This window comes from Bifidobacterium stellenboschense (assembly GCF_000741785.1).
Taxonomy (GTDB): Bacteria; Actinomycetota; Actinomycetes; order Actinomycetales; family Bifidobacteriaceae; genus Bifidobacterium; species Bifidobacterium stellenboschense.
The window spans coordinates 1-22,186 of record NZ_JGZP01000026.1 but is presented as its reverse complement, the minus strand read 5'-3'; the positions used below and the strand labels follow the sequence as shown (position 1 = coordinate 22,186).

Below are 22,186 nucleotides of genomic sequence, written 5' to 3'. Positions count from 1 at the left end.
CGGCCTGCGGTATAGGAGTACCGTTTGCCGGGACACGGCGTGTCGCGCGGAAAATCAGCGTTTCACCGCGCAGGCGGTCGTGGGCTGCGCCGACATCTGCCGGTCCGCGCGCACGATCGACACCTCGATGCAGGTCTGCGTGGCGCCCTGTGCCGCGTCCACCGTGACCGTCCGCTCCTTCACGATTGACGCGGCCGATCCGGTCCCCGAATCCGAGCCCTCCGCCGGCTGCCACGCGTACGTGTCGCCCTTCTTCGGATCGGGGTTGTCCCAGGTGAACGTCACCGTGCCGTCGTCGTTGTATTCGCCGTACAGGTTCGTCGGCGAGGGCACGTCGCCGCCGTCGGCGTCGCCCGGAGCGGAATCCACGCCGGAACGGTCCTGCCGCGTGGCCGTGTCCCCGATCGACGTGCGGTCGCCGGTGGAACCCGAGTCGAGCCGCGGCGCGACGACGAACGCGAACACGAGCGCCACCGCCGCGATCGCCGCGACGATGCCGGCGCCGATGGCGACCGGCTTCACCCAGCCGCGTCCCCTCGCTCCGGCCGCGCCCGGCATGGCGTTCTGCGTGGCCATGCGCCGCTGCGTCGGGTACGGCGGCTGGCCTTCGGTGACCACCGCCGTCATGTGGCCGAAATGCTCCTGCTGGACGCGCTGCAGCTCCCGCGCGAACTGGAGCGCCGAATAGTACCGGTCGTCCGGGTCCTTCGCCATCGCCTTGCGCAGCACGCGCTCCACGTCCTGCGGCACGTCCGGACGGTTGATCGGCGGCAGTGGCTTGGTGAGGATGAGCTCCTTCAGCTGGCCGGGCGTGCGCGGGCGGTATCCGGATTCGAACGGCGAGCGGCCGGTCAGCGTCGCATACAGCGTTGCGGCCAGCGAGTAGATGTCCGCGGCCTCGGCGCCCGGATGGCCGTTGAGCACCTCGGGCGGCGCCCACGGCAGCGAATAGCCGGTGAACGTCTTGTCGTAGATGTTCGTCGAAATGCCGAAATCGGCGAGGATCGGCAGCCCCTGCGCGTTGACGAGTACGTTGCTGGTCTTGATGTCGTGGTGGATGACTCCCGCCCGATGCGCGGTGAACAGGGCGCTCGACAGCTTGATCCCCAGATCGAGCATCTCGTCGCAGGTGAGTGGACGGCGTTGCGTGATCTCCTTATATGTGCCGTTCGGCGCGTATTCGAACACGATGTAGCCCTGGCCCGCCGACGTCACGCCGGCACCGTAGATCTGCATGATGTACGGGTGGCTCGACAGCTGGGCCATCGTGTTGGCCTCCTGCGTGAACTGCGCGGCGGCGCGCGGGTCGAGCGACTCCTTCGACACCTTCACCGCCACGACGCGGTTCGGGGTGCGCTGCTGGTACAGGTAGACGCTCGCCGTCGAGCCCGAGCCGAGCGTCTGCACGAACGTGTACCCGGGCAGTCTCGGCGGTGTCATGATCGATACCGGCATGATTCCCTCTTTCCCTTGAGGTCGTTCTTTCTTCCCTGAACCGGATGTTCCCTACGGTAATCGTACGTGCGACGGTCGATGACGACGTACGTCGTTCCGGGGCGGCGGCATACTGGAGGCATGACAGGGAAACGGTATGGGCGTCACGGGAACCGTGCGGCGGCTCATCGCGGACGACCCGTCGTGGCGGTCGTCGCGGCGCGCGTCGTGGCGGTCGTCGTGGCGGCGGCTCTGATCGTGGCGGGGGCCGGCGTCGCGGTGTCGGCGCGGATGGGATGGCTGCCGTGGCGCGCGTCGACGGCGGGCGGCGTCTCGCACGCCGCCGCGTCGACGGACGCCGCCACGGCGGACGGGTCCGCGGCGGGTCCGTCGCACGGCGCGTTGTCGCGTTCGTCCGCTCCGACACCGAGCGCGAACATCGCCAGACAACGTGACATGGACGCGTTGGGCGAGTCGATCCGCGGCAGGATCGCCGGATACCAGGGCACGTGGCAGGTGTACGTGGAGGATCTGGCGAGCGGCGCGAGCACATCCATCGATTCGCATGTCGGATACGCGGCGTCGGTCATCAAACTGTACGTGATGCTCGCCGTGTTCCAGCGCATCGCCGACGGCGCGCTCGCCGAGGACTCCTCGATCGACCAGCTGCTCACGCAGATGATCACCGTGAGCTCCAACGAGGCGACGAACTCGCTGATCTCCACGCTCGGCGGCGGCGATATGAACGCGGGGTTCGCGCAGGTCAACGAGATCGCCGCACGCTACGGGTTCAAGGAGTCGCACATCGACCAGGCGCTGGGCGTGGTCGACGTGGACCAAAGCCATAAGACCACCACGGTCGACGACGCCGGACGGTTCATGGCCGCCGTCTACTGGGGCGGACTGGTGAGCAAGGACGCCAGCCGCCGCATGCTCGACCTGCTGCTCGGGCAGACCAGACGTTCCAAGATCCCGGCGGGCGTGCCGGCCGGCGTGACCGTCGCCAACAAGACCGGCGAGAACACCGGGGTGGAGAACGACGCCGCCATCGTGTTCGCCGGTTCCGACACCTCCGCCGGCATGGACAGCACGGCCGCGCAGGGCGACTACGTGCTCGTCGTGATGACCTCGGACGTCTCCTCGGCGGCCGCGCAGGCGTCGATCCGGGATCTGTCCGCCCTGGTGTGGCAGACGTTGCAATAGCGGGGACGGCTTGTCGGATGGGTTTGACGGATGGGTTCGGTGGATTGGGTTCGGTGGATGGGTTTGGTGGGGGGTGCCGCGCCGGATGGATCTGGCGGGGGTGCCGCGCCGATGCGGCGAAAACCGTTGGAACACGCGAGGTGAGCGCAATTTCCGGTATATATCTACCGGTTTTTCCGGTACGGTTTAGGCTGGAGCCATGACTGGATACATGGATGCCTACGAGGCGTTGGACAAGCTGATTCGCGGCGGCGAGGGCGACGGGCGCGCGCTGCTGGTCGCCGGCGCGCCGCAGAGCGGCAAGACCGGGTTCGCCCATGACGCGTTGCTGCGCGGCTTCGACGCGTTCGGCGACGCCCGGGCGGTGATGGCCGTGGCGAACCGCGTCGTCGCCGACAAGCTCGGCGACGAGGTCATCCGCCGCATCGGCGCGTCCGCGCAGGTGCGTCCGGTCACCACGCTCGCCGCGCTGGCGTTCCGCGTCATCGCCGACGACCGCTTCGCCTCGGGAAGCCCCGCCCCGAGGCTGCTCAACGGCGCCGAACAGGACGCGCTGCTGCGGGGGGTGCTCGCCGGTCACGTCGGACATGCCGAGTCCGGCGACGTGTGCGGGGTGTGCATGCTGCTGCGCGACTATTTCGCGACCGAGGACTGGGCGTCGTCCATGGGGGCGTTCCCCTCGGGCGAGGAGGATGCGTCGCGGTCCGGCGGCGTCCCCACCGCGGCGTTGCTCGAACGGGGCGTGTCGGCGGAGTTCGTCGGCCAGCTGCGCGACATGCTCGCGCGCATGGACGAGGTGGGGGCTTCGGCCGGCAGGGAGGAGGAGCTGCTCCTCGCCTTGGAGGCGTCGGCGGGCGAGGGCAGGGATACGCGCGTCGAGCGGCTGCGCGTGCAATGGCGTCTGGCGTTCGCGTTGCGCCGCGAATACGTCGCCGCCGTCGCGGCCGCGTATCCGGGCGAATACCGTCTCGACTCCTCCCGCCTGCTGGTGGAGGCCGCGGACGTGCTGCATCGCGGCGGCGGGCAGGTTCCCGAGCTGCTGGTCGTCGACGACTTCCAGGACGTCACCCTCGCCGCCATGCGGTTCCTGGAGGCGGCCGCGGGGCGGGGCGCGCGTCTCGTGCTCGTCGGTGACCCCGACGAGGCGGTGCAGACCTTCCGCGGCTCCTACCCGGAGTATCTGTTCGCCCGTGCCGTGGACGGCCCCATCGCCGCAAGGACGGCCGTCCTGCGCATGGAAGCGGCGGATCGCGAGGGGGATGGCGCGGCGGTGCCCTCGTACCGTGACGTCGTCGCGGCGAGAGTGTCCCTGTCGATCCCCTCGCCGTTGGAGGATCCCGTCCCGTTGCCCGAACGCCCATGGAAGCTGCCCCGGCACGAGGGGGCGTGGCCGATCCGCCGGCTCGACGGTGCGTCGCCGCTGCCGGCGGACGGGTCGCTGCGCTGCGCGCTGTACCGCAGTCCCAGGGAGGAGCTCGACGATGTGGTGTGGCGCATCAAACACGAGCATCTCGACGGGCTCGCCTCATGGAACGACATGGCCGTCATCGCGCACGACAACGGCACCGTGCGCCTGTTCGGCGAACGACTGCGCAGGGACGGCGTTCCCGTGCGCTATTCATCCGTCACCCGTCCTCTCAAGGAGGAGCCGTTCGTGCGGGGCCTGTTCGCCCTGATCGAACTGGCGCGTCTGCGCGGCCGAGGGCTTGCGGGGGCGGGGCCGGACCCGCGTTCGCTCGCCGCCTATGTGCGCGCCCGCGTCGTCGCGCTGATGACGAGCCCGCTGATCACCATCGGCTCCACGCCCGGCGAGGGCGCTCCGGGTCGCATGGAGCCGATCGAGGCGGCGATGCGATCGCTGGAATCCCTCGCCCGGATCGTCGTGGATGCGGATCATGACGACGAAGGTCCGGCGGCGAACGCCGCCGCTGCCGGAGACGGCACACCCGCCGGAAGTGGCATGGAGACCGGCGACGACGCCGAAGGCGCGTTGGGCGGACTGGTGGCGTCATGGCGCGCGCTCCTCGCCGCATGGCCGGGGAACGACGACGTCCGGGTCGACGACTCCCTGCTCGGGAACCGGGAGGATGCGGTCGCGGAGCCGGGCTCCGACGCCTCGGAAGATTCCAAGGCCGGCGACGCGCCGGCGTTCGGTATGGGACCGCAATACGTGATGCTCGCCGTGGACGATCCGCGCGCCCCCGCGATGCGTGTGCTCGCCGTGATCAACCAGGTGCTGGGCGCCGACCCGCGGGCCCGTGCGTTCATCCGCCTGTGGACGCTCGTGGGCAAGGTCGCCGCCGCCTTGGAACGGCTGGAATCCGATGAGCCGCAGTTCGCGCTCGCCGCCGCATGGGATGCCGTCGGCGTGGCGAGGGCGTGGCAGCGCCGCGCGCTCGACAACACGCCCGAAGGACGTGCGGCCAACGACCGTCTGGACGTCGCCATGAGACTGTTCCAATACGCGGAGGGCGGCACCGCCGGGCATGACATCGCCGCGTTCATCGCGCAGGTGCGGTCCATGCAGATTGAAGCGGATTCGCTCGCCCGCGTGAAGCCGGTGGAGCAGGCCGTCACCCTCACCACGCCGGCCGGCGCGGCCGGACGCCACTGGCGGCACGTGTGGATGCCGGCCGTGCAGCAGGACGTGTGGCCCAACCTCGCCGAACGCAACACCATGTTCGGCGGCGAGGATCTCGCGGACATCATCCTGCGCGGCCCCGAGGCCCACGCGGCATGGGCCGCCGCCCCCGCACAGGGCACCCGATTGGGCGAAGTACTCGCCGGGGAGAAGAAAAGCTTCCTGTACGCGCTCACGCGTGCCGCGGGCCCGACGCCGAAGGACTGCACGGTGACGGTCAGCGCCGTGAGCAGCGACGACCTGACCCCCTCCGATTTCCTCTACGGGTATCTGCCAGAATGTTTCGGCCGTACCGACAAGCCGTCGTTCTCCGAAGTGGGGAGGAGCGGCATGGAGGCTCCGACGGGGGAGGACTCCCCGACGGATATGGAATCGGAGACGCTCGCCGGACTGGACTGCGATCCGCGCGGGCTCGTGGCCGCCGCACGCATCATCCTCGCGCGCCATCCGGCGGATACGCCGCAGGCGCGGGACGCGGCGGCCGCGCTCGCCCTGCTCGCCGGGCACGGCGTCACCGCCGCCGACCCGGACGAGTGGGCGTACCTGCACACGGCCGAACGGAGCGGACATGGGATTCCGGACATGACGGCCACGCCGGATGCGGCGGCCGAAGCGGATACGCCCGATGCGCCGGAGACGGAGGCCGGCACGACCGTCGTGTCGTTGTCCCCGTCGGCGGTGGACCGGCTCTGGGAGTGCCCGGTGTGCTGGCTGTTGGAGAACCGGTTCGCCGGCCCCCGCCCCGGCAGTGCGGCGACGGGATTCGGCACGCTCATCCACGCGGTCGCCCAACAGGGCAGCGAGGAGGGACTGGATCTTCCCGGATTCATGGCCGACGCCACGCAGGAGGAGCGTCTGGAGGCCGTGGCCGGACGGCTCGTCGCGATCTACGACGGGCTGAAACCCGACCCGGCCGACATCGACGATCCGGCGGCCCGATACGCGGCGATCCGCAAGGACGAGCAGGCGCAGGCCACGCTCGCCAACCTCGCCGCATACTTCGTGCGGTCGGGAATGTCGGGCTATCTGGGAGCGAACGGCGGCAAGTTCGACGTGGGCTCCCTCGAACGGGTCTCCTGCGAGGAGGAGTTCGCCGCACGGTTCGGACTCGACGACATCCTCGCCGCCTACCATGCGGTACCCGGCGTTGAGCCGGTGAGCCGCCATGACCTCATGGCGATGATGGGCGTGCTCGTCGGCGGCTGGCCCGAAGGCATGCGCGAGGACCTGACCATCAGGCTCACCGGGCGCATCGACCGCAAGGAGACGCGCATCATGGCGGACGGGAGCCGCGCCGTGCGGCTCATCGACTACAAGACCGGCCAGGTGCCGTCCACCAAGCAACGGTTCAACGACCTGCAGCTCGTGTGCTACCAGCTCGGACTCGCCTTCCCGGAGACAAGCGACGGCGGCGGACGGCATGCCGGCCGCCGGCCCCTCGACGTGCCGGCCGTCGCGCAGAGCGCGCTGTTCCACGTCGAAGCCCATGAGACGCCGGCGCAGAGCTTCGCCCCCGAAGGACTGTTCCAGCCGCCCCTGTTCACCGGCGGCTCGCTGAACGCGGAGCCGTTCACGCAGCGGTTCCACTACCGAGACCCGTCGAAGCTCATGGACGTCCCCGCCATCCCCGCCGAAGCGCCGCAGGGCGTCGACCCGCGCGCGTGGGAGCGGTTCGCCGCCCTGCAAGGCACACAGACGCTGTGGGCGCTCTCCATGATCGCCCGCGTGTTCTACGCGGCGTCCGCGAGCATATCCGCGCACCTGACCGCCCGACCCACCGCACAGCATCTGGCATACTGCCGCATGCGCACCGTATGCCCGGCCTGCGCCGGCCAGGTCGACACCGTCTACGAAACGAGGCAGGCATGAGCAGCACACCGAAATTCACCGACAGCCCGGAGCAGGCGGCCGTCATCAACGCGCCCGCGACGGACGACGTGCTCGTCGTCGCCGGCGCCGGATCGGGCAAGACCTATACGATGACGCGCCGCATCATCGAACTCATCCGCCGGGGAGTCGCCCCCGAACGGATCCTCGGCCTCACGTTCACGCGCAAGGCCGCCGGCGAACTGCTGTCGCGCGTGTCCGCGGCCGTATCGGCGGACGATGCGGACGGGAACGCCCCCAACGGCTCCGGCGCCGAGGGTACCGCCGAGCAGGCGGAGGCGATCCGCGCCGCCGGCGACCGCATGTTCCTCAAACCCGTCGTCTACACGTACGACGCGTTCTTCCAATCCATCGTGCGCCAGTACGGTCTGCTCGTCGGCTTCGACCAGAACACGCAGCCGTTGAGCGAGGCGGGCGCGCTCCAGCTCGCCGCGAACGTGATCGACCGGAACATGGACCGTCTCAGAGGGCACGACCTCGGCGCGTTCAACACGCTCGCCGGCAAGGTACTCGCGCTCTCCGGGGCGATCGGCAGCGCGATGATCGGCCATGGCGTGGCCGACATGGACGCCGCCATCGAACGCGTACGCGCATGGGACGGCGCGTTCGCCGCACAGGTGCGCGACGCCATCGGCTCCGAGCCGATACCCGAAGAGCCTCCGAAACTCACCAAGCCACGTCGGCTCAAGAAGGACAGCGACGCCGCATGGACGGCGAAACTCGACGAATACCACGAGCGGCTGCACGCCGCCTGCGTGTTCCACTGCGCCGAACTCGCCGACACCGCCGAACAGCGCGACACGCTCCTCGACCTCGTCGAGGCGTACACGCGGGAGAAACGACGGCTCAATTTGGCCGAGTTCGGCGATTTCACCATCGCCGCCTACCAGCTGGTCACCCGGTTCCCCTCCATCGGCGAACGGTACCGGCAACGGTTCAGCCACGTGCTGCTCGACGAGTACCAGGACACGTCCACCACGCAGGCGGCCCTGCTCGCCACCCTGTTCCATGACGGCGGCACGGCCGTCAACGCCGTCGGCGACCCGTTCCAGTCGATCTACGCATGGCGCGGCGCCAGCCCGGGCGCGTTCCGCCTGTTCCAACAGGACTTCGGCATGCAGGAGAACAGCCGCCCCTACGAGCTGAGCGTCACCCGCCGCAACTCGAGGCTCGTATTGGAGGCCGCCAACGACCTGACCCTGCCGCTGCGCGAGACGCCCCGACGCGCCGGCAGCTCGACGATGCGCGAAGTCGACGTCGCGCCCCTCGACACCCTGCCCGACGCCTCCACGGGCACGATCGGCGTGCTCGGCTACGACACGCTCGGCCAGGAGATCGACGGCGTCGTACGGTTCTGCCGGCACGCCCTCGCCGTCAACGACCATGGCGAGCCGGACAAGCCCCCCACCACCGCGGTGCTGTTCCGGTCGAAGAAACACATGGCCGCCTACCAGCAGGCCCTGGAACAGGCCGGATTGAGCACGCTCGTCGTCGGCTACTCCGCGCTGCTCGATCGGCCCGAAATCCGCGACGTGCTCGCCCTGCTGCACGTCGCCTCCGACCACACCGACTCCGGTTCGCTCATGCGCCTGCTCGCCACGCCACGCTTCGGGCTCGACGCGGCGACGCTCGCCGCGTTCGCCGCGCTCGCCGACGCCGCCAACACGGAGGTCCGCTATCAGGCGCTCGTCGCCGCCGGCCTCGCGCCGGCCGACGCGCCGTGCCGCGACCGCGCCGGCATCGTCCGGGAGCATCGCGACAGCGTCGCCAACGCCGTGTTCCTGCCCGACCTGCTGCTGGACCCCGATCTGCCCGGCATGCTCGAACGCGGAGGACGCTTCGATGCGGACTCCGCGCGTGAAATCATGCACGCCTCGCGCATGCTGCACATGGTGCGCGGCATGGTCGGACGCCCCCTGCCCGACGTGGTGCGCACGGCCGTGCAGGCGCTCGACCTCGACATCGACACCGTCGTCGCGCAAGCCATGCGCAACCATGCGACGGCTCCCGATCCGACGGTCGCCCGCATCCCCATGGAGACGATCATCGATCTGGTCGACACGTACACCAGCGAGATCGCGGCCGAATCCACGCCCACGCTGCGCGGGTTCATGGCATGGGTGGACGCGTTGCGCACCGTCGAGGATGAGACCGCCGCATTGGATTCCGACCGGCACGTCGACGTGGAACTGATGACCGTCCACCAGTCCAAGGGGCTCGAATGGGATGCGGTCGCCGTGGTCGGACTCGCCGAAGGCGCGTTCCCCAGCAGCCAAGGTGACCATCTCGCCGTCACGCTCGACGATGCGCACCCGGGCGGCGTCGAGAACGGCGTCTGGACCGCCCCCGAATACCATGAACGCGCCTCCACATGGCTTGACGACCCGACCGCGGTACCCGTGCCGGTGCGCGCCGACGCGGGCATCCTGCAGCGGTTCCCGCACGACGCGTCCACCGACGCGGACCCTCTGGACACGTTGCGGGCATTGGACGACGTGGAACTCATCGACGACGAGGTCTACGGATCGCTGCGCGCCGTCGGCGACGGCGTGAACGACGTCGACCCGGATGGCTGGTACCTCACCCAGGAGGAGGAATACGGCCGCCGCCTGCACGCCGACGAGCGGCGGCTCATGTACGTGGCCCTGACCCGCGCACGTCGCGACGCGCTGCTCACCTACAGCCGCAACGGGGAGACCGGACGAGACCCCTCGGTACTGGGGGAGAAGCCCCGCATGGCGAAACCCTCCAACTTCTGGCTGGAGGTCCATGACGCCCTGCACGCGCACGACGGCACGGTCTTCGCGGCAACCCCCGCCAGTGTTGGTGCCGATACCGGGGAAACGGACCGGGAGACCGAGACGGAGGCCGCTCATGGCGCTCCCGTGCTATCCAATGGCTCGGATGGTACCGGTGAACCGCCACGCACGCCGGCGAACACGGGAGCGCCCCGACCCGACGGGTTCTTCACCGGCGAACACGCAGCCGGATACGCGCACGCCGTCATCGACGAGGCATGGGAGGCGCCGCTTGAGGAACGGACGGAGAGCGCCCTGCCATGGCCGTCCGCGCTGGGCGGCGTGACCGCCTCCTCGCTGCTCGCGGCGGCGCGGGCCGTCCGCGCGGCCATGTACGCGCGAACCTTGACGGACAATACGGATGATGGCGCGCAGTCCTTCGAAACGCCGGGCGGGTCTTCGCCGGATGGGTCCTCGTCGGGTGGTCCTTCGCCGGACGGTCCGGCGCGCGGCACGCTGCTCGACAAGGCGCGCCTGCTCATCGCCGACGACGACCTCATGTCGGGCGTGCTCGACGACGCATCCCTCGACGAGCGGGTCAAATCGCAGGCGCAGCGCATCCTCGCCGGATCGCGGCAGAGCGTCACCCGGTTGCAGGCCCGTGCGGCGGACATGGGGGAGCGGGAGGAACGACGCTACTGGCGCGGCATCGTGCGCCCCATCCCGTCCATCGCCTCGCCCGCCGCCTCCGCGGGCACCCGGTTCCACGCATGGGCGGAACACTTCATCGACGCGGCGATCGATACCGGGATCGAAGCGGGGAGCTCCACGGGAACCGGCATCGATACCGAAACCGGCGCGATCATGGACCGTCACGCGATGCTCGCCGATCTGGAACGCCGGGAGGCCGCCATCGCGGCAGAAGGGTCAGGCGCATCCGGCAGGAACGATGCGTCCGACAAGCCCGGCGCGGAGGACGACGGCCGGAACACCCCGCGGCGGATCCCCCGCGTCGAACGGGAACTCGTCGCCTGGCAGCGGCGGCTCGCCGAATCACCATGGGCGCGACGCACGCCGGTCTGGGCGGAACGGCAGCTCGTCGTCGCCCTGCCCGAACTCGACGGCATCATCGCCAACGGCAAACTCGACGCCGTGTTCCTCGGCGGCCTCGACCCGGACGACGCGACGAAACGGTACACCGTCATCGACTGGAAGACCGGCCGCCGGCCGCGCAAACCCAAGGACATGGCCGACAAGCTCGTGCAGCTCGACCTGTACCGGCTTCTGCTCGCAGCGATGGAGAACGTGCCATTGGACAGCATCGACGCCGCTCTCTACTATGTGAGTGAACCCGACACGGAGCTCCGCGAGCTGCGCGCCGAAGAGAAAACCGAACAAGAGATCATTGCCGAGTTGAGCTCCGGAATCCCCGAGCACACCGACGACGATTAGACCCATCGCCGATCCGCGGCACGACCGCGGGAAGGTGCCGTGCGACGCGCAGACGCCACGCACGGCACCCGGCGACAGCGGGTCCCGCGGCTGGAACGCGCCGTGAATGTCTCGCCGGCGGGAGACCGCTACCCTCGTGCAGGCATGTGTGGGCGGGCGCACGTGCTCCACGACACCACCAGTGAAAAGGAGTGAACCACCCATGGCTGCGAACAACACCGCAACCACCAGCACCGCAACACATGGCACCACGGCCGTCGACACCGCACGTCACATCGAAACCGCCGCCGCCAGCGCCGCCGTCACCTACCGCGCCGTCACCTGGAACGACCTCGACGCCATCGTCGACGCGTTCTACGCCACGTGGGGCGTGGACGAACCCGGCGACCCCCACATCGCCCGGCTCACCTCGCGCCACTTCGTCCTCCACTACCTCGAACCCGCCACACGTGGCGAAATCGCCGAGAAGGTCGACGGCACGTTCCTCGGCGTCACATTGTCGCGCGTGGCCGGCCGTCCCGTGCTCTTCCCCCAAGTATCCGGCGAACTCGCCCGCGTCAACGCGGAACTCGACGCCACACCCGACGGTGCGGACGCACTCGCCCGCACCGAGGCGTGGCATGCGCTCGAGGAACGCATGGAAGCCGACATCGCCATCAACGACCGTACCCCCGCCGAACTCGAACTGTTCGTCGTCGCCCCCGCCGCGCGCGGCCACGGCGTCGGCGGCACCCTCTGGCGCAACCTGCTCGCCTCGTTCGCCGAAGCCGGCGCGCCACGCTACTACCTGCACACCGATTCCAGCTGCGACGTCGGCTTCTACGAGCACAAGGGCCTCGCCCGCGTCGCCGAACGCTACGCCAAAGACCACCCCGGCGAACACGTGGGAGATGGAGAAGATATCTATATCTACGAGGGCGAGGTGGCCGCGTGAGCGAGGTCGCTGCCGCGAAGCCGCGTTCGCCGTACGCGCGCCTCTTCTCCATCCCCGGCACGAAGGCGTTCTGCGTCTCCGGAGCGGTGGCGCGACTTCCGATCTCCATGATGAGCCTCGGCATCGTGCTCGCCCTCAACCACCTGTACGACAATTGGACGGTCGCCGGCACGATGAGCGCCACCTACGTGTTCGCGCTCTCCTGCGTCACCCCGTTCTATGCGCGCCTGTTCGACCGGTTCGGGCAGCGTCGCGTCGGACGTCTCGCGCTCGCCATACAGGTCACGGCGATGCTCGCGTTCGCGTTCGCCGCGCTGGTGCGCGTGCCGATCCCGCTGCTGTTCGCGCTCGCCGTCGTGATGGGTCTCACCCAGTTCTCGTTCGGCGCGCTCGTGCGCACCCGCTGGGCGTACGCGCTGCGCGGCCGCGACGACGGCGAGGCGCTGCTCAACACCGCGTACGCGTTGGAGGCCGCCATCGACGAGGTCGTGTTCATCTTGGGACCGATCCTCGCCGCATGGCTCGCCACCAGCGTGCATCCGGTCAGCCAGCTGTTCGTGCCCACCATCGCCTGCGGCGTGGGCGGCGCGGTCTTCTTCTCGCTGAAGTCCACGCAGCCGCCCGCCATCGTCGAGGCCATCGACGTCACGGCGTCCGATGCGGCCCCGCGCATCACGGACGGCGTCGCCGACACCTCCATCGCCCCCGACGCCGCCCCCGACTCCGCCGACCGCCTGTCCCTCGACAGGTTGCGCCGCCAAGGCGCCAAGCCGAAAAGCGCGCTCCTCTACGGCGGCGTGCTGCCGCTGCTCGTCGTGTTCCTCGTGTTCAACATGAGCTTCACCTCGTTCGACGTGTCGGTCACCGCCACGATGAAGGGCATGGGACTCGAACGGTTCCTCGGCCTCCAACTCGCCATGTTCGCCGTCGGCTCGTGCATCGGCGCGGTCGTGTTCGGCTCGCGCACGTTCCGCGGCTCGCATTGGGCGCACATGGTCATCTTCCTGAGCCTGCTCGTCGTCGGCTACGTGGGCTTCCGCCTCGCGATGGACAACCTCATCCTCCTCGGCGTCCTCGAAATCGTGTCGGGTCTCGTCGTCTCCCCGCTGTTCACCACCGGCAACCTCATCGTCAAGGATCTGGTGCCCGCCGAAAGCCTCACCGAAGGTCTGAGCTGGGTGGCCACCGCCGGTACGGTCGGCACGTCGTTCGGCTCGTCGGTCGCCGGCATCGTGCTCGACGCGTCCAGTCCGCACGTCGGCATGTTCCTGCCCGCGCTGTTCACCGCGTGCGCCGTACCGCTCGCCCTGCTCGGCTGGGCGCTGGCGCGACGCCGCTGACCGGCATCGGCGCGCCACGCCCACCTCGTGCGCGTCTTCGCATACGCCCCACACCCACGGCGCCCCGCGTCCCACCACTCGGGACGCGGGGCGCGCGTGTCGCGTCTTGCCGATACAACGGGCGGTATGACTGGAGAAGCAAAGCAGCCCGAACAGACGACCCCCGCATCCCCCGTGATGTCCCGCCGCGCCCGCGAGGCGCAGCCGTTCCGCGCCATGGTGTTCGGCGAGAAGGCCGACCGCATGATCGCGAACGGCGTGAGCGTGATCAAACTCTCTCTCGGCGAACCCGACTTCGGTGCGCCGCCCGCCGTGCGCGACGCGATGCGCGAACAGTACGACGGTCGCGCCCTGCCGTACACGGCCGCCATGGGCCTGCCCGAACTGCGCGAGGCCATCGCCCGCTTCTACCGGGAACGCCACGACCTCGACATCGACCCGAGGCGCATCATCATCACCTCCGGCGGTTCGGCGGCGCTCCTGCTCGCCACCGCGCTCACCGTCGACCCGGGCGACGACGTGATCGTCGCCGACCCCTCCTACCCGTGCAACCGCGAACTCATCAACAGCTTCGAAGGCAACGTCATCGACGTGCCCACCTCCGCGGCCACGCGCTTCCACCTCAACCGCGACCTCGTCGCCGCCCACTGGACGGACCGCACGAAGGCCGTGATGATCACCTCGCCGTCCAACCCGACCGGCACGACCATCGACTTCGACGTGCTGAGGGACGTGTGCGACTACGCGCGCGACCACGGCGCGTGGCGCATCGTCGACGAGACGTACATCGACCTCGCCGACCGCGAACCCGACGGCACCGAGATCCGCTCCGTGCTCGCCTGCGACGATGACGCGATCGTGTGCAACAGCTTCTCCAAGTTCTTCGGCATGACCGGCTGGCGGCTCGGGTGGGCCGTCATCCCCGACGACGACGCCATCCTCAAGGCCGTCGACGACCTCGCCACCAACTACTATTTGTGTGCGCACACGCCCACCCAGCATGCGGCGCTCGCCTGCTTCACCGACAGCAGTCTCGCCGAATGTGAACGCCGCCGCCAGGAGCTGCTCGCACGCCGCCGCATCGTCATCGACGGGCTCAAGCGCATCGGCCTGCCCGTCGAAGTCGAACCGAACGGCGCGTTCTACGCGTACTTCAACATCACGTCCACCGGACTCGACGCGTGGACGTTCTGCGAACGCGCCCTCGACGAGGCGCACGTCGCGCTCACGCCGGGACGCGACTTCGGCGCCGCCACCGCCGACACGCACGTGCGCCTGAGCTACGCGGCGTCGCGCGAGGCGCTCGCCGAAGGCCTCGACCGTCTCGGCCGCTGGCTGCCCACACTGCACGCGTGACGCCACACGCGCGACAGAACACGACAGAACACGACACGACACACATCGACACATAAAGGAACGACACCGCACATGGTCAACCTGCGTTCGCACACCACCCGACTCGGCGTGCTCGACATCGGCTCGAACACGATCCACATGCTCATCGTCGACGCCGCGCCCGGCGCGCGCCCCGACCCGGAGGCCAGCACGAAGACCACCGTGCGTCTCATGCAGTATCTGAAGGACGACGGATCGATCAGAAAGGCCGGCATCGAGGCGATTCTCGAAGCGGTCGACGAGGGCATGAAGCTTGCCGAGGAATATGAGATCACGCAGCTGCTCGCCATGGCCACCAGCGCCATCCGCGAGGCGCCGAACGGCAACAAGGTGCTGCGCAAGATCGAGGAGCGCATCGGCCAGGGCGTGACGGTTCTGTCCGGCACCGACGAGGCCCGTCTCACGTTCCTCGCCGCCCGCCGCTGGTACGGCTGGGACGCGGGCCGGCTGCTCATGCTCGACATCGGCGGCGGCTCGTTGGAGGTCGCGATGGGCTCCGACGAGGAGCCGACGGTCGCGTTGTCCGTGCCGGCGGGCGCCGGCCGCGTCACCAAGGAGTTCCTGCCCGAAGGCGTCGCCACGCCCGACGAGCTGGACGAGGCGCGCAAGCAGGTGCGCCGGATCCTCGAGCCGATGATCGAGGCGTTCCCCAAGTCGAAGCATCCGAACCATGCGGTCGGCACGTCGAAGACGTTCCGTTCGCTCGCCCGCCTCGCCGGTGCCGTGCTGCGCCAGCCGGGCCGTGAGGACACGATGATCATGACGCGCGAGCAGCTGGAGGACTGGATTCCGCGCCTCGCCGCCATCGAACCGGATCAGCGCGTCGCCCTGCCGGGCATCACGCCGGAGCGCACGCTGCAGATCGTCGGCGGCGGCATCGTGGCCGACGAGATCATGAAGGCGCTTGACATCCAGGAGATCGAGATCTGCCCGTGGGCGCTGCGCGAGGGCGCGATCCTGCGCTGGCTCGACCAATTCGGACGTACGCGTCTCGGATTCTGAACAGGCCGGGCGTGATTCGCGGCTCGCGCCACGCGCGACCTCGGCATGCATCGCGTGACGGGCGGCGCGCAACGGGGGTGTATTGTGCGCGCTAACACCCTTGCGATATAACAATTTGGTTGCAATTCGGCCCCGAGGCGCCCATGGATGCGTCTCGGGGCCGAATCGTCGATGATGACGGAAGACCTTGGAAACATTGGGGAATCTCGGGGCCGTCGGCATGTCGGCGCGGAACGGTGTTATCGAACGGTTATCAAAATCCCTTGGAACGCCTGGAAAAAGCGGTTGCGCGACGCTGGAATCGTACTAGCTTAAGGCACTGTCGAAACAGTCCGGTGCAGCGTGAACCGGACGGATGGATGTGACCGCTTCCCTGACGACCCCCTGCGGGCGATGTCCGGCGATAATGCCGGGCTTACTCTCGCATGCCGTCATGTAAGCGGTTACGAACACAATGGAGTCCGGACGCGGCAGACGCGCATCCGGTCCAAAGAGGGAGGAAACCAATGCCGACGACAGTGTTGGCGGCCGCGGACAGCGGCATCAAGCTGAATCTGCAGCCCATCGACTACGCGATTCTCGTCTTCTACTTCGTGGTGGTCATCGCCATCGGCTGGATCTCCGGCCGTCGCATGAAGTCCAGCACCGACTTCCTGCTCGCCGGCCGTTCGATGCCGGCGTGGATCACCGGCATCGCCTTCATGGCCGCCAACCTCGGCGCCACCGAGATCTTCGGCATGGCCGCCAATGGCGCCCAGATCGGCATGTCGACCCTGCACTACTACATCATCGGCGCCATCCCGGCCATGGTGTTCCTCGGCATCTTCATGATGCCGTTCTACTACGGCTCCGGCGTGCGCTCCGTGCCCGAGTTCATGTACCGCCGCTTCGGCAAGAGCGCGCATCTGGTCTGCTCGCTGTGCTTCGCGACCTCCACGCTGCTGATCTCCGGCATCAACCTGTACGCCATGGCCATCATCATCGAGGCCATGCTCGGCTGGTCGCAGATCTCCGCCATCATCTTCTCCGGCGTCATCGTGCTCGTCTACACGTACCTCGGCGGCCTGAAGTCCGCCGTCTACAACGAGGTCATGCAGTTCTTCGTCATCCTCGCCGCGCTCATCCCGCTGACCGTCGTCGGCCTGCGCAACATCGGCGGCTGGGAGGGCCTCAAGACCTCGCTCGCCGCGACCCCGGGCATCGGCGACCTGCACCTGAGCACCTGGCAGGGCACCGGCATCGGCAACGTCACCAACCCGATGGGCGCCGACTGGTTCACCATCGTCATGGGCCTCGGCTTCGTGATCTCCTTCGGCTACTGGACCACCAACTTCACCGAGGTCCAGCGCGCCTTCTCCGCCAAGGACATGACCGCCGCCCGCCGCACCCCGATCTACGCCTGCTTCCCGAAGCTGTTCGTCGGCTTCCTCGTGATCATCCCCGGCTGCATCGCGGCCGCCGTGCTCTCCAAGCAGTTCGCCTCCGGCGCGCTCACCTACAACGAGTCCATCCCGAAGCTCATCCAGATGTATCTGCCGTCCGGCGTGCTCGGCATCGCCGTCACCGGTCTCATGGCCTCCTTCATGGCCGGCATGGCCGCGAACGTCTCCTCGTTCAACACCGTGTTCACCTACGATCTGCTGCAGGACTACATCAAGCCCGGCAAGCCGGATAGCTACTACTTCAAGGCGGGCCGCATCATCACCATCGTCGGCGTGCTCATCTCCGTCGGCACCGCGTTCGTGGCGTCCCAGTTCGGCAACATCATGACCTACATGCAGGTGCTGTTCGGCTTCTTCAACTCGCCGCTGTTCGCCGTGTTCATCCTCGGTCTGTTCTTCAAGCGCATCACCCCGGCCGGCGCCACCGCCGGCTACGTGGTCGGCATCATCGCGCCGTTCTGCGTCTACCTGTGGTACCTCAAGTCCGTGGCCGACGGCAACCCGATCTTCCCGACCGCCACCTCCGGCACCCTGTACCAGGCCGAGATCTCCCTGGCCTCCGCCATGGTCGTCGCCATCGTCGTCAGCCTCGTCACCAAGCCGAAGCCGGACTCCGAGATCGAGGGCCTGACCTTCGCCACCGGCGGCATGAAGTACTTCCGCTACGACATCATGGAGGACGCCGAGGCCCACGACAAGGGCCAGGTCCTCGACAAGGCCGCCCGCACGGCCGCCGTCCAGAAGGAACGCAAGGACAACCACGTGACCATCTTCCTGGGCATCCTCGCCCTGGTCATCAGCGTCATCCAGTACGCGATCTTCTTCTGATCCGCACCGCAGAAACAGTCAACAAGCATTTGTGAGGAGTGATTATGACTCAGGAAACCTCGCAGCAGCAGGCTGCGTCCGCGGAACCGTCTTCCGCGAAGAAGGAGTACTTCACCGAGGCTGAGAAGGAGGAGATGGTGCGCTCCACGCATCGCTCCGACCTGCGCCGCATCCTCGGCATGATCTTCGTCGTCTACGGCGTCGTCGTGTTCGCCGTCGGCCTCATCGACCCGGCCGCCGACGTGGCCAAGACCACGGGACTGCCCATCAACCTGTGGACGGGCGCGCTGATGTTCCTCGCCGGCGTCGTGTTCTTCGTCTGGGACCACTTCAACCCGGTCCCCGCCGAGGACATCATCGCCTCCGCCGAGGCGTCCGCCGCGCAGGCCGCCGAACAGGGCGAGTCCAAGTCCGAGTGACGTTCTGACCTTTCCTTCCAACCAAGGTGTCCCATCCGATCCATTTCGGATGGGACACCTTTATATATGCGTACGCATGTGGACGCGACGTCCCGCCGTGTCGCCGCGTACACGTCACCGCGCCGCACCGCGTCGTGCCGTCACGCGCCGAGGCGCTTCAATTCCGCGCGCACCTTGGCGAGTTTCGCGAACGCCTCGTTGCGCTGCGCGGGGTTCTTCGCGCGCGCATGGTCGCGCACGAGCTTCGCCTCCTGCGCCCGCAACGCGACCACGCGGTCGCGGGCGATCAGCCGCGCGTCCAGGTCGGCGTGGTCGGCGGTGCCGAGAATCGCCTGCGAGCACAGCGACTCCCACGCGTCATCCATCGTGTCGCCCGTGATCTCCAACAGCAGATCGCGTGGATCCGACCAATCGGAGACATGCACGGCGTACCGCGCCGTATGGCCGGGACGCCCCGGCACCTTGCGGCGCACGGCGAGCGCGCACTGCTCGACGGTCGCGTCCGCGCCGGCGGCGGCGTTCGCCGCATCGCCGCCGGCAGCCGGCGCGTGGCCGTCGCGCACGCAGACGAACAGTACGCCGCTGCCCGGCCGTTGCGCCGCGACATGCTCGATGACGTCCGTGGGGATTGCGGCGTCCACGCCGTTGAGGCGCAGTCCGAGCACGAGGATCTCGCGTATGCGCGCGCCCGCCGCGACGCCCGCATTCGCGGGTCGCAGCAGCGCGAGCACGTGGATCGACGCGACCGCATGCACGAGATGCTGTTTCAGCGTGTTCGAAATCGGTCCCTTCCCCGCGAACAGGGCCTTCGGCAGCGTGCCTTTGGCGGCGGGAATCACGGACCGTTCCGGCAATCCCAGTTCCAGCGCGGTCACCGTGCCGCAGCTCGCCGCGCCGGTCGCTCCGGCGTTCGTCCTCGCCGCGGTCGTGTTCGTTCCTGCGCTCGTCGTTCCATCGGCCATCGTCGGCCTCCCTTCCTTCGCGCCGTCGCGACATAGGTGCCGTCGCGGCGGCTGCGGATATTGCTACGACGATACACCGCATGGCGCCGGCGTGGGGCGACGGGTATCATCGTGAGTGAGACGCCCGCCGTCGCATTGCATCATTGCATTGTGACGGCCATGGGGCGAACGGATGTCGCGGCAGCGGTGCCGTGCGACGACAGGAAAGGGAATCCGTCCATGCTTGAGTTTCTGCATTTCGGCCCGCTGTGGGTCATCGTCCCCGTGGTGATCGTCCTGATCATACTGGCGTGCGCCTGCTATACGGTCGCACCCACCGACCGCGTGCTCGTCATCACCGGCCCCGGCGGGCGGCGCTTCGTGACCGGCAAGGCGGCCATCATCATCCCGTTCCTCTACCGTCGCGACTGGTTGTCGCTCGGCGTCGTCCAATCGGAACTGCACACGGACACGCCCATCCCCACGAAGGACGCGATCCTCATCGACGTGAGCGCCGTCGCGAACTTCCAGATCGGCGTCGACCGGTTCGTCGGGCACGACGGCGTCGAACGTGATCCGCTGGAGATCGCCGCCCGCAACTACCTGAACCAGGACAAGAAACGCATGATGGCCGACGTCACGCAGGTGCTGCTCGGCAAGATGCGCGAGGCGATCGGCAAGACCGAGCTCAGGACGCTCATGGAGAACCGCGACGAGTTCTCCGAGACCGTGGCGACCGCCGCCCGCGCCGACATGGAGGCGCTGGGCCTCGAACTCGTCACGTTCAACGTGCAGGACTTCGCCGACGGTCAGGGCGTGATCCGCGACATGGGCGCCGACATGGCCGCCCAGATCAGCCGTGACGCGCAGCTCGCGCGCATCGCCGCCGACCAGCAGGTCGCCGAACGTCAGAACCAGCTCGACCTGAAGCAGGCGGAACTCAAGACCACCGCCGACAACGCGAAGGCGAAGGCCGACATGGTGTACGAGATCACCAAGGCGGAACGCACCAAGGAGCTCAACATCGCCCAGCAGGACGCCGAGATCGCCGCCGAGGAACGTCGCATCGAACTCGCCGACCGTCAGGCCGCCGTCAAGGAGAAGGAGCTCAACGCGACCGTGCGCAAGCAGGCCGAAGCCGACCGCTACGCCGCCGAGCAGCGCGCCGACGCCGAACTGTACACGACGCAGAAAACCGCCGAAGCCGACCTGTACCGGCAGCGTCAGGAGGCGGAGGCCGTCAAGGCGACCGCCGACGCGCAGGCGCAGGCCACGCGCGTCAAGGGCGAGGCCGAAGGCGCCGCGCTCAAGGCGAAGGGCGAAGGCGAGGCGGCCGGCATCGAGGCGCAGGGCCACGCGTACAACGCGATGAACAACCAGCTCATCATCGCCCAGCAGTACATCCAGATCATGCCGCAGATCGCGCGCGCCATCGCCGAACCGCTCGCCAAGGTCGACACGATCACCATGTACGGCGACGGCAACACCACGAAGCTCGTCGGCGACACCACCAACGCGCTGAGCCAGATCAGCGAAGGCCTGGCAGGCAGCATCGGCCTTGACCTGAAGACGCTGCTGAACGGCGCGCTCGGCGGCCACATGGCCGGCAAGGCGATGGCCGACGGGCTGAAGAAGACGGGGTCTTCCGGGGAGCTTGGAAAGCCGGGACCTGCGGTTTCGCCGACGGATGCGGCTGATGCGGCTGATGTGTCGGCTGTGGCGAAGTGACGATTCCGCGCCGACCTTCGTGGAGGCCCGTTTCACGGTTGAGTGGGCCAGGTTCCCTCCTGTGCTTTCCCGCTGCGTCTTCACTCCGCTGATTGCATGAACGCGCAGGGCCGCACTGCGGGTGCCCCCCCCCAGTGCCCCCTGGTGTCAGGCGCGGCAAGCAAAACCCCTTGGAATCGCAATGATTCCAAGGGGTGTGGGTGCCCCGGATCAGATTCGAACTGACGACACCCGCTTTAGGAGAGCGGTGCTCTATCCCCTGAGCTACCGAGGCAACGGCAATTCATTGTACACGGTTTCGTGCCGGTGATGCACATCACGTGTTGCGATACGGTCGGCATCGATTCGGGGGCAGCGTCTCCCCGCGGTAAGGTGGTGGCAGTCGAAAGGGAGGCCGCGTGGCGAAACGAACCCGAGGTGATTATCTCACGCCCGACGAGGCGAAGGCCGACGCCCGGCGCGAACTGCTCAGACGCGCGTCCGGCGCGCAGGACGACGACGGGCGCGTACGCGCGGCCGGCCGGGCAGGCAAGTCGTCGGCATCATCCTCGAAATCGTCGAAATCGTCTGAGTCATCGAAATCCTCGAAGTCATCCCGTTCCCGGCAGTCCTCCAAGCCCCCGCAATCGTCCAGATCCTCGTCGAAGACGAAGTCGTCGAAATCATCCGCATCGTCATCGCGTGGCGGAACCCGCGGAACGTCCGCGGGCGGAAGGAGCGCGCGCAGGCCGTCGTCGCGCGGCGGGGGAGCGTCGCGCACGCGTCAGGGCGCACGCTCCGGCTCGACCGTGCGGAACCGTGC

The 22,186-nt window shown here is 68.4% G+C and carries 13 protein-coding genes and 1 tRNA gene; 10 read left to right on the top strand and 4 right to left on the bottom strand.

The features are described from left to right. Positions 1-54: 54 nt before the first annotated feature. Entirely contained in the window at positions 55-1,455 is a 1,401-nt protein-coding gene (locus BSTEL_RS10395; protein WP_034530182.1) for a serine/threonine-protein kinase, read from the bottom strand. Between the two features lie 120 nt (positions 1,456-1,575). On the opposite strand from BSTEL_RS10395, the gene BSTEL_RS10390 reads away from it, so the two are divergent. The 9 genes from BSTEL_RS10390 (at position 1,576) to BSTEL_RS10350 (ending at position 18,715) form a co-directional block, all read left to right on the top strand. Beyond that, a complete protein-coding gene (locus tag BSTEL_RS10390; RefSeq protein WP_156963288.1) occupies positions 1,576-2,637 on the top strand; it encodes a serine hydrolase in 1,062 nt (353 codons plus the stop codon). Positions 2,638-2,836: 199 nt separating this feature from the next. Further along, on the top strand, positions 2,837-7,147 hold the full coding sequence (locus tag BSTEL_RS10385) for a PD-(D/E)XK nuclease family protein (protein WP_238567699.1): 4,311 nt from the start codon (positions 2,837-2,839) through the stop codon (positions 7,145-7,147). Then, positions 7,144-11,355, top strand: coding sequence for an ATP-dependent DNA helicase (locus BSTEL_RS10380; protein WP_034530179.1), 4,212 nt, complete (start codon positions 7,144-7,146; stop codon positions 11,353-11,355). The genes BSTEL_RS10385 and BSTEL_RS10380 overlap by 4 nt, the downstream gene beginning before the upstream one ends. Positions 11,356-11,557: 202 nt before the next feature. Further along, entirely contained in the window at positions 11,558-12,289 is a 732-nt protein-coding gene (locus BSTEL_RS10375) for a GNAT family N-acetyltransferase (protein ID WP_084686277.1), read from the top strand. Between the two features lie 107 nt (positions 12,290-12,396). Further along, positions 12,397-13,629 (top strand): MFS transporter, encoded by a 1,233-nt coding sequence (locus BSTEL_RS10370; protein WP_238567701.1) that lies wholly within the window; start codon positions 12,397-12,399, stop codon positions 13,627-13,629. 126 nt (positions 13,630-13,755) lie between these two features. Continuing rightward, the gene (locus tag BSTEL_RS10365) at positions 13,756-14,985 is read left to right on the top strand and encodes an aminotransferase class I/II-fold pyridoxal phosphate-dependent enzyme (RefSeq protein ID WP_051923073.1); all 1,230 of its coding nucleotides are present in this window, start codon (positions 13,756-13,758) and stop codon (positions 14,983-14,985) included. A 72-nt stretch (positions 14,986-15,057) separates the two neighbouring features. After that, the gene (locus BSTEL_RS10360) at positions 15,058-16,026 is read left to right on the top strand and encodes a Ppx/GppA phosphatase family protein (RefSeq protein WP_034530173.1); all 969 of its coding nucleotides are present in this window, start codon (positions 15,058-15,060) and stop codon (positions 16,024-16,026) included. A gap of 506 nt (positions 16,027-16,532) precedes the next feature. Further along, the gene (locus BSTEL_RS10355; protein WP_051923072.1) at positions 16,533-18,296 is read left to right on the top strand and encodes a sodium:solute symporter family protein; all 1,764 of its coding nucleotides are present in this window, start codon (positions 16,533-16,535) and stop codon (positions 18,294-18,296) included. Between the two features lie 44 nt (positions 18,297-18,340). Further along, positions 18,341-18,715 (top strand): hypothetical protein, encoded by a 375-nt coding sequence (locus tag BSTEL_RS10350; RefSeq protein ID WP_034530171.1) that lies wholly within the window; start codon positions 18,341-18,343, stop codon positions 18,713-18,715. Between the two features lie 140 nt (positions 18,716-18,855). On the opposite strand, the gene BSTEL_RS10345 is transcribed toward BSTEL_RS10350, so the two are convergent. Further along, on the bottom strand, positions 18,856-19,677 hold the full coding sequence (locus tag BSTEL_RS10345; protein ID WP_084686276.1) for a DUF4391 domain-containing protein: 822 nt from the start codon (positions 19,675-19,677) through the stop codon (positions 18,856-18,858). A gap of 219 nt (positions 19,678-19,896) precedes the next feature. On the opposite strand from BSTEL_RS10345, the gene BSTEL_RS10340 reads away from it, so the two are divergent. Next, a complete protein-coding gene (locus tag BSTEL_RS10340) occupies positions 19,897-21,384 on the top strand; it encodes a flotillin family protein (protein WP_084686275.1) in 1,488 nt (495 codons plus the stop codon). Between the two features lie 201 nt (positions 21,385-21,585). On the opposite strand, the gene BSTEL_RS10335 is transcribed toward BSTEL_RS10340, so the two are convergent. Beyond that, a tRNA-Arg gene (locus tag BSTEL_RS10335) sits at positions 21,586-21,658 on the bottom strand. Positions 21,659-21,805: 147 nt separating this feature from the next. Continuing rightward, the gene (locus BSTEL_RS10330; protein ID WP_034530169.1) at positions 21,806-22,144 is read right to left on the bottom strand and encodes a hypothetical protein; all 339 of its coding nucleotides are present in this window, start codon (positions 22,142-22,144) and stop codon (positions 21,806-21,808) included. Between the last annotated feature and the right edge of the window lie 42 nt (positions 22,145-22,186).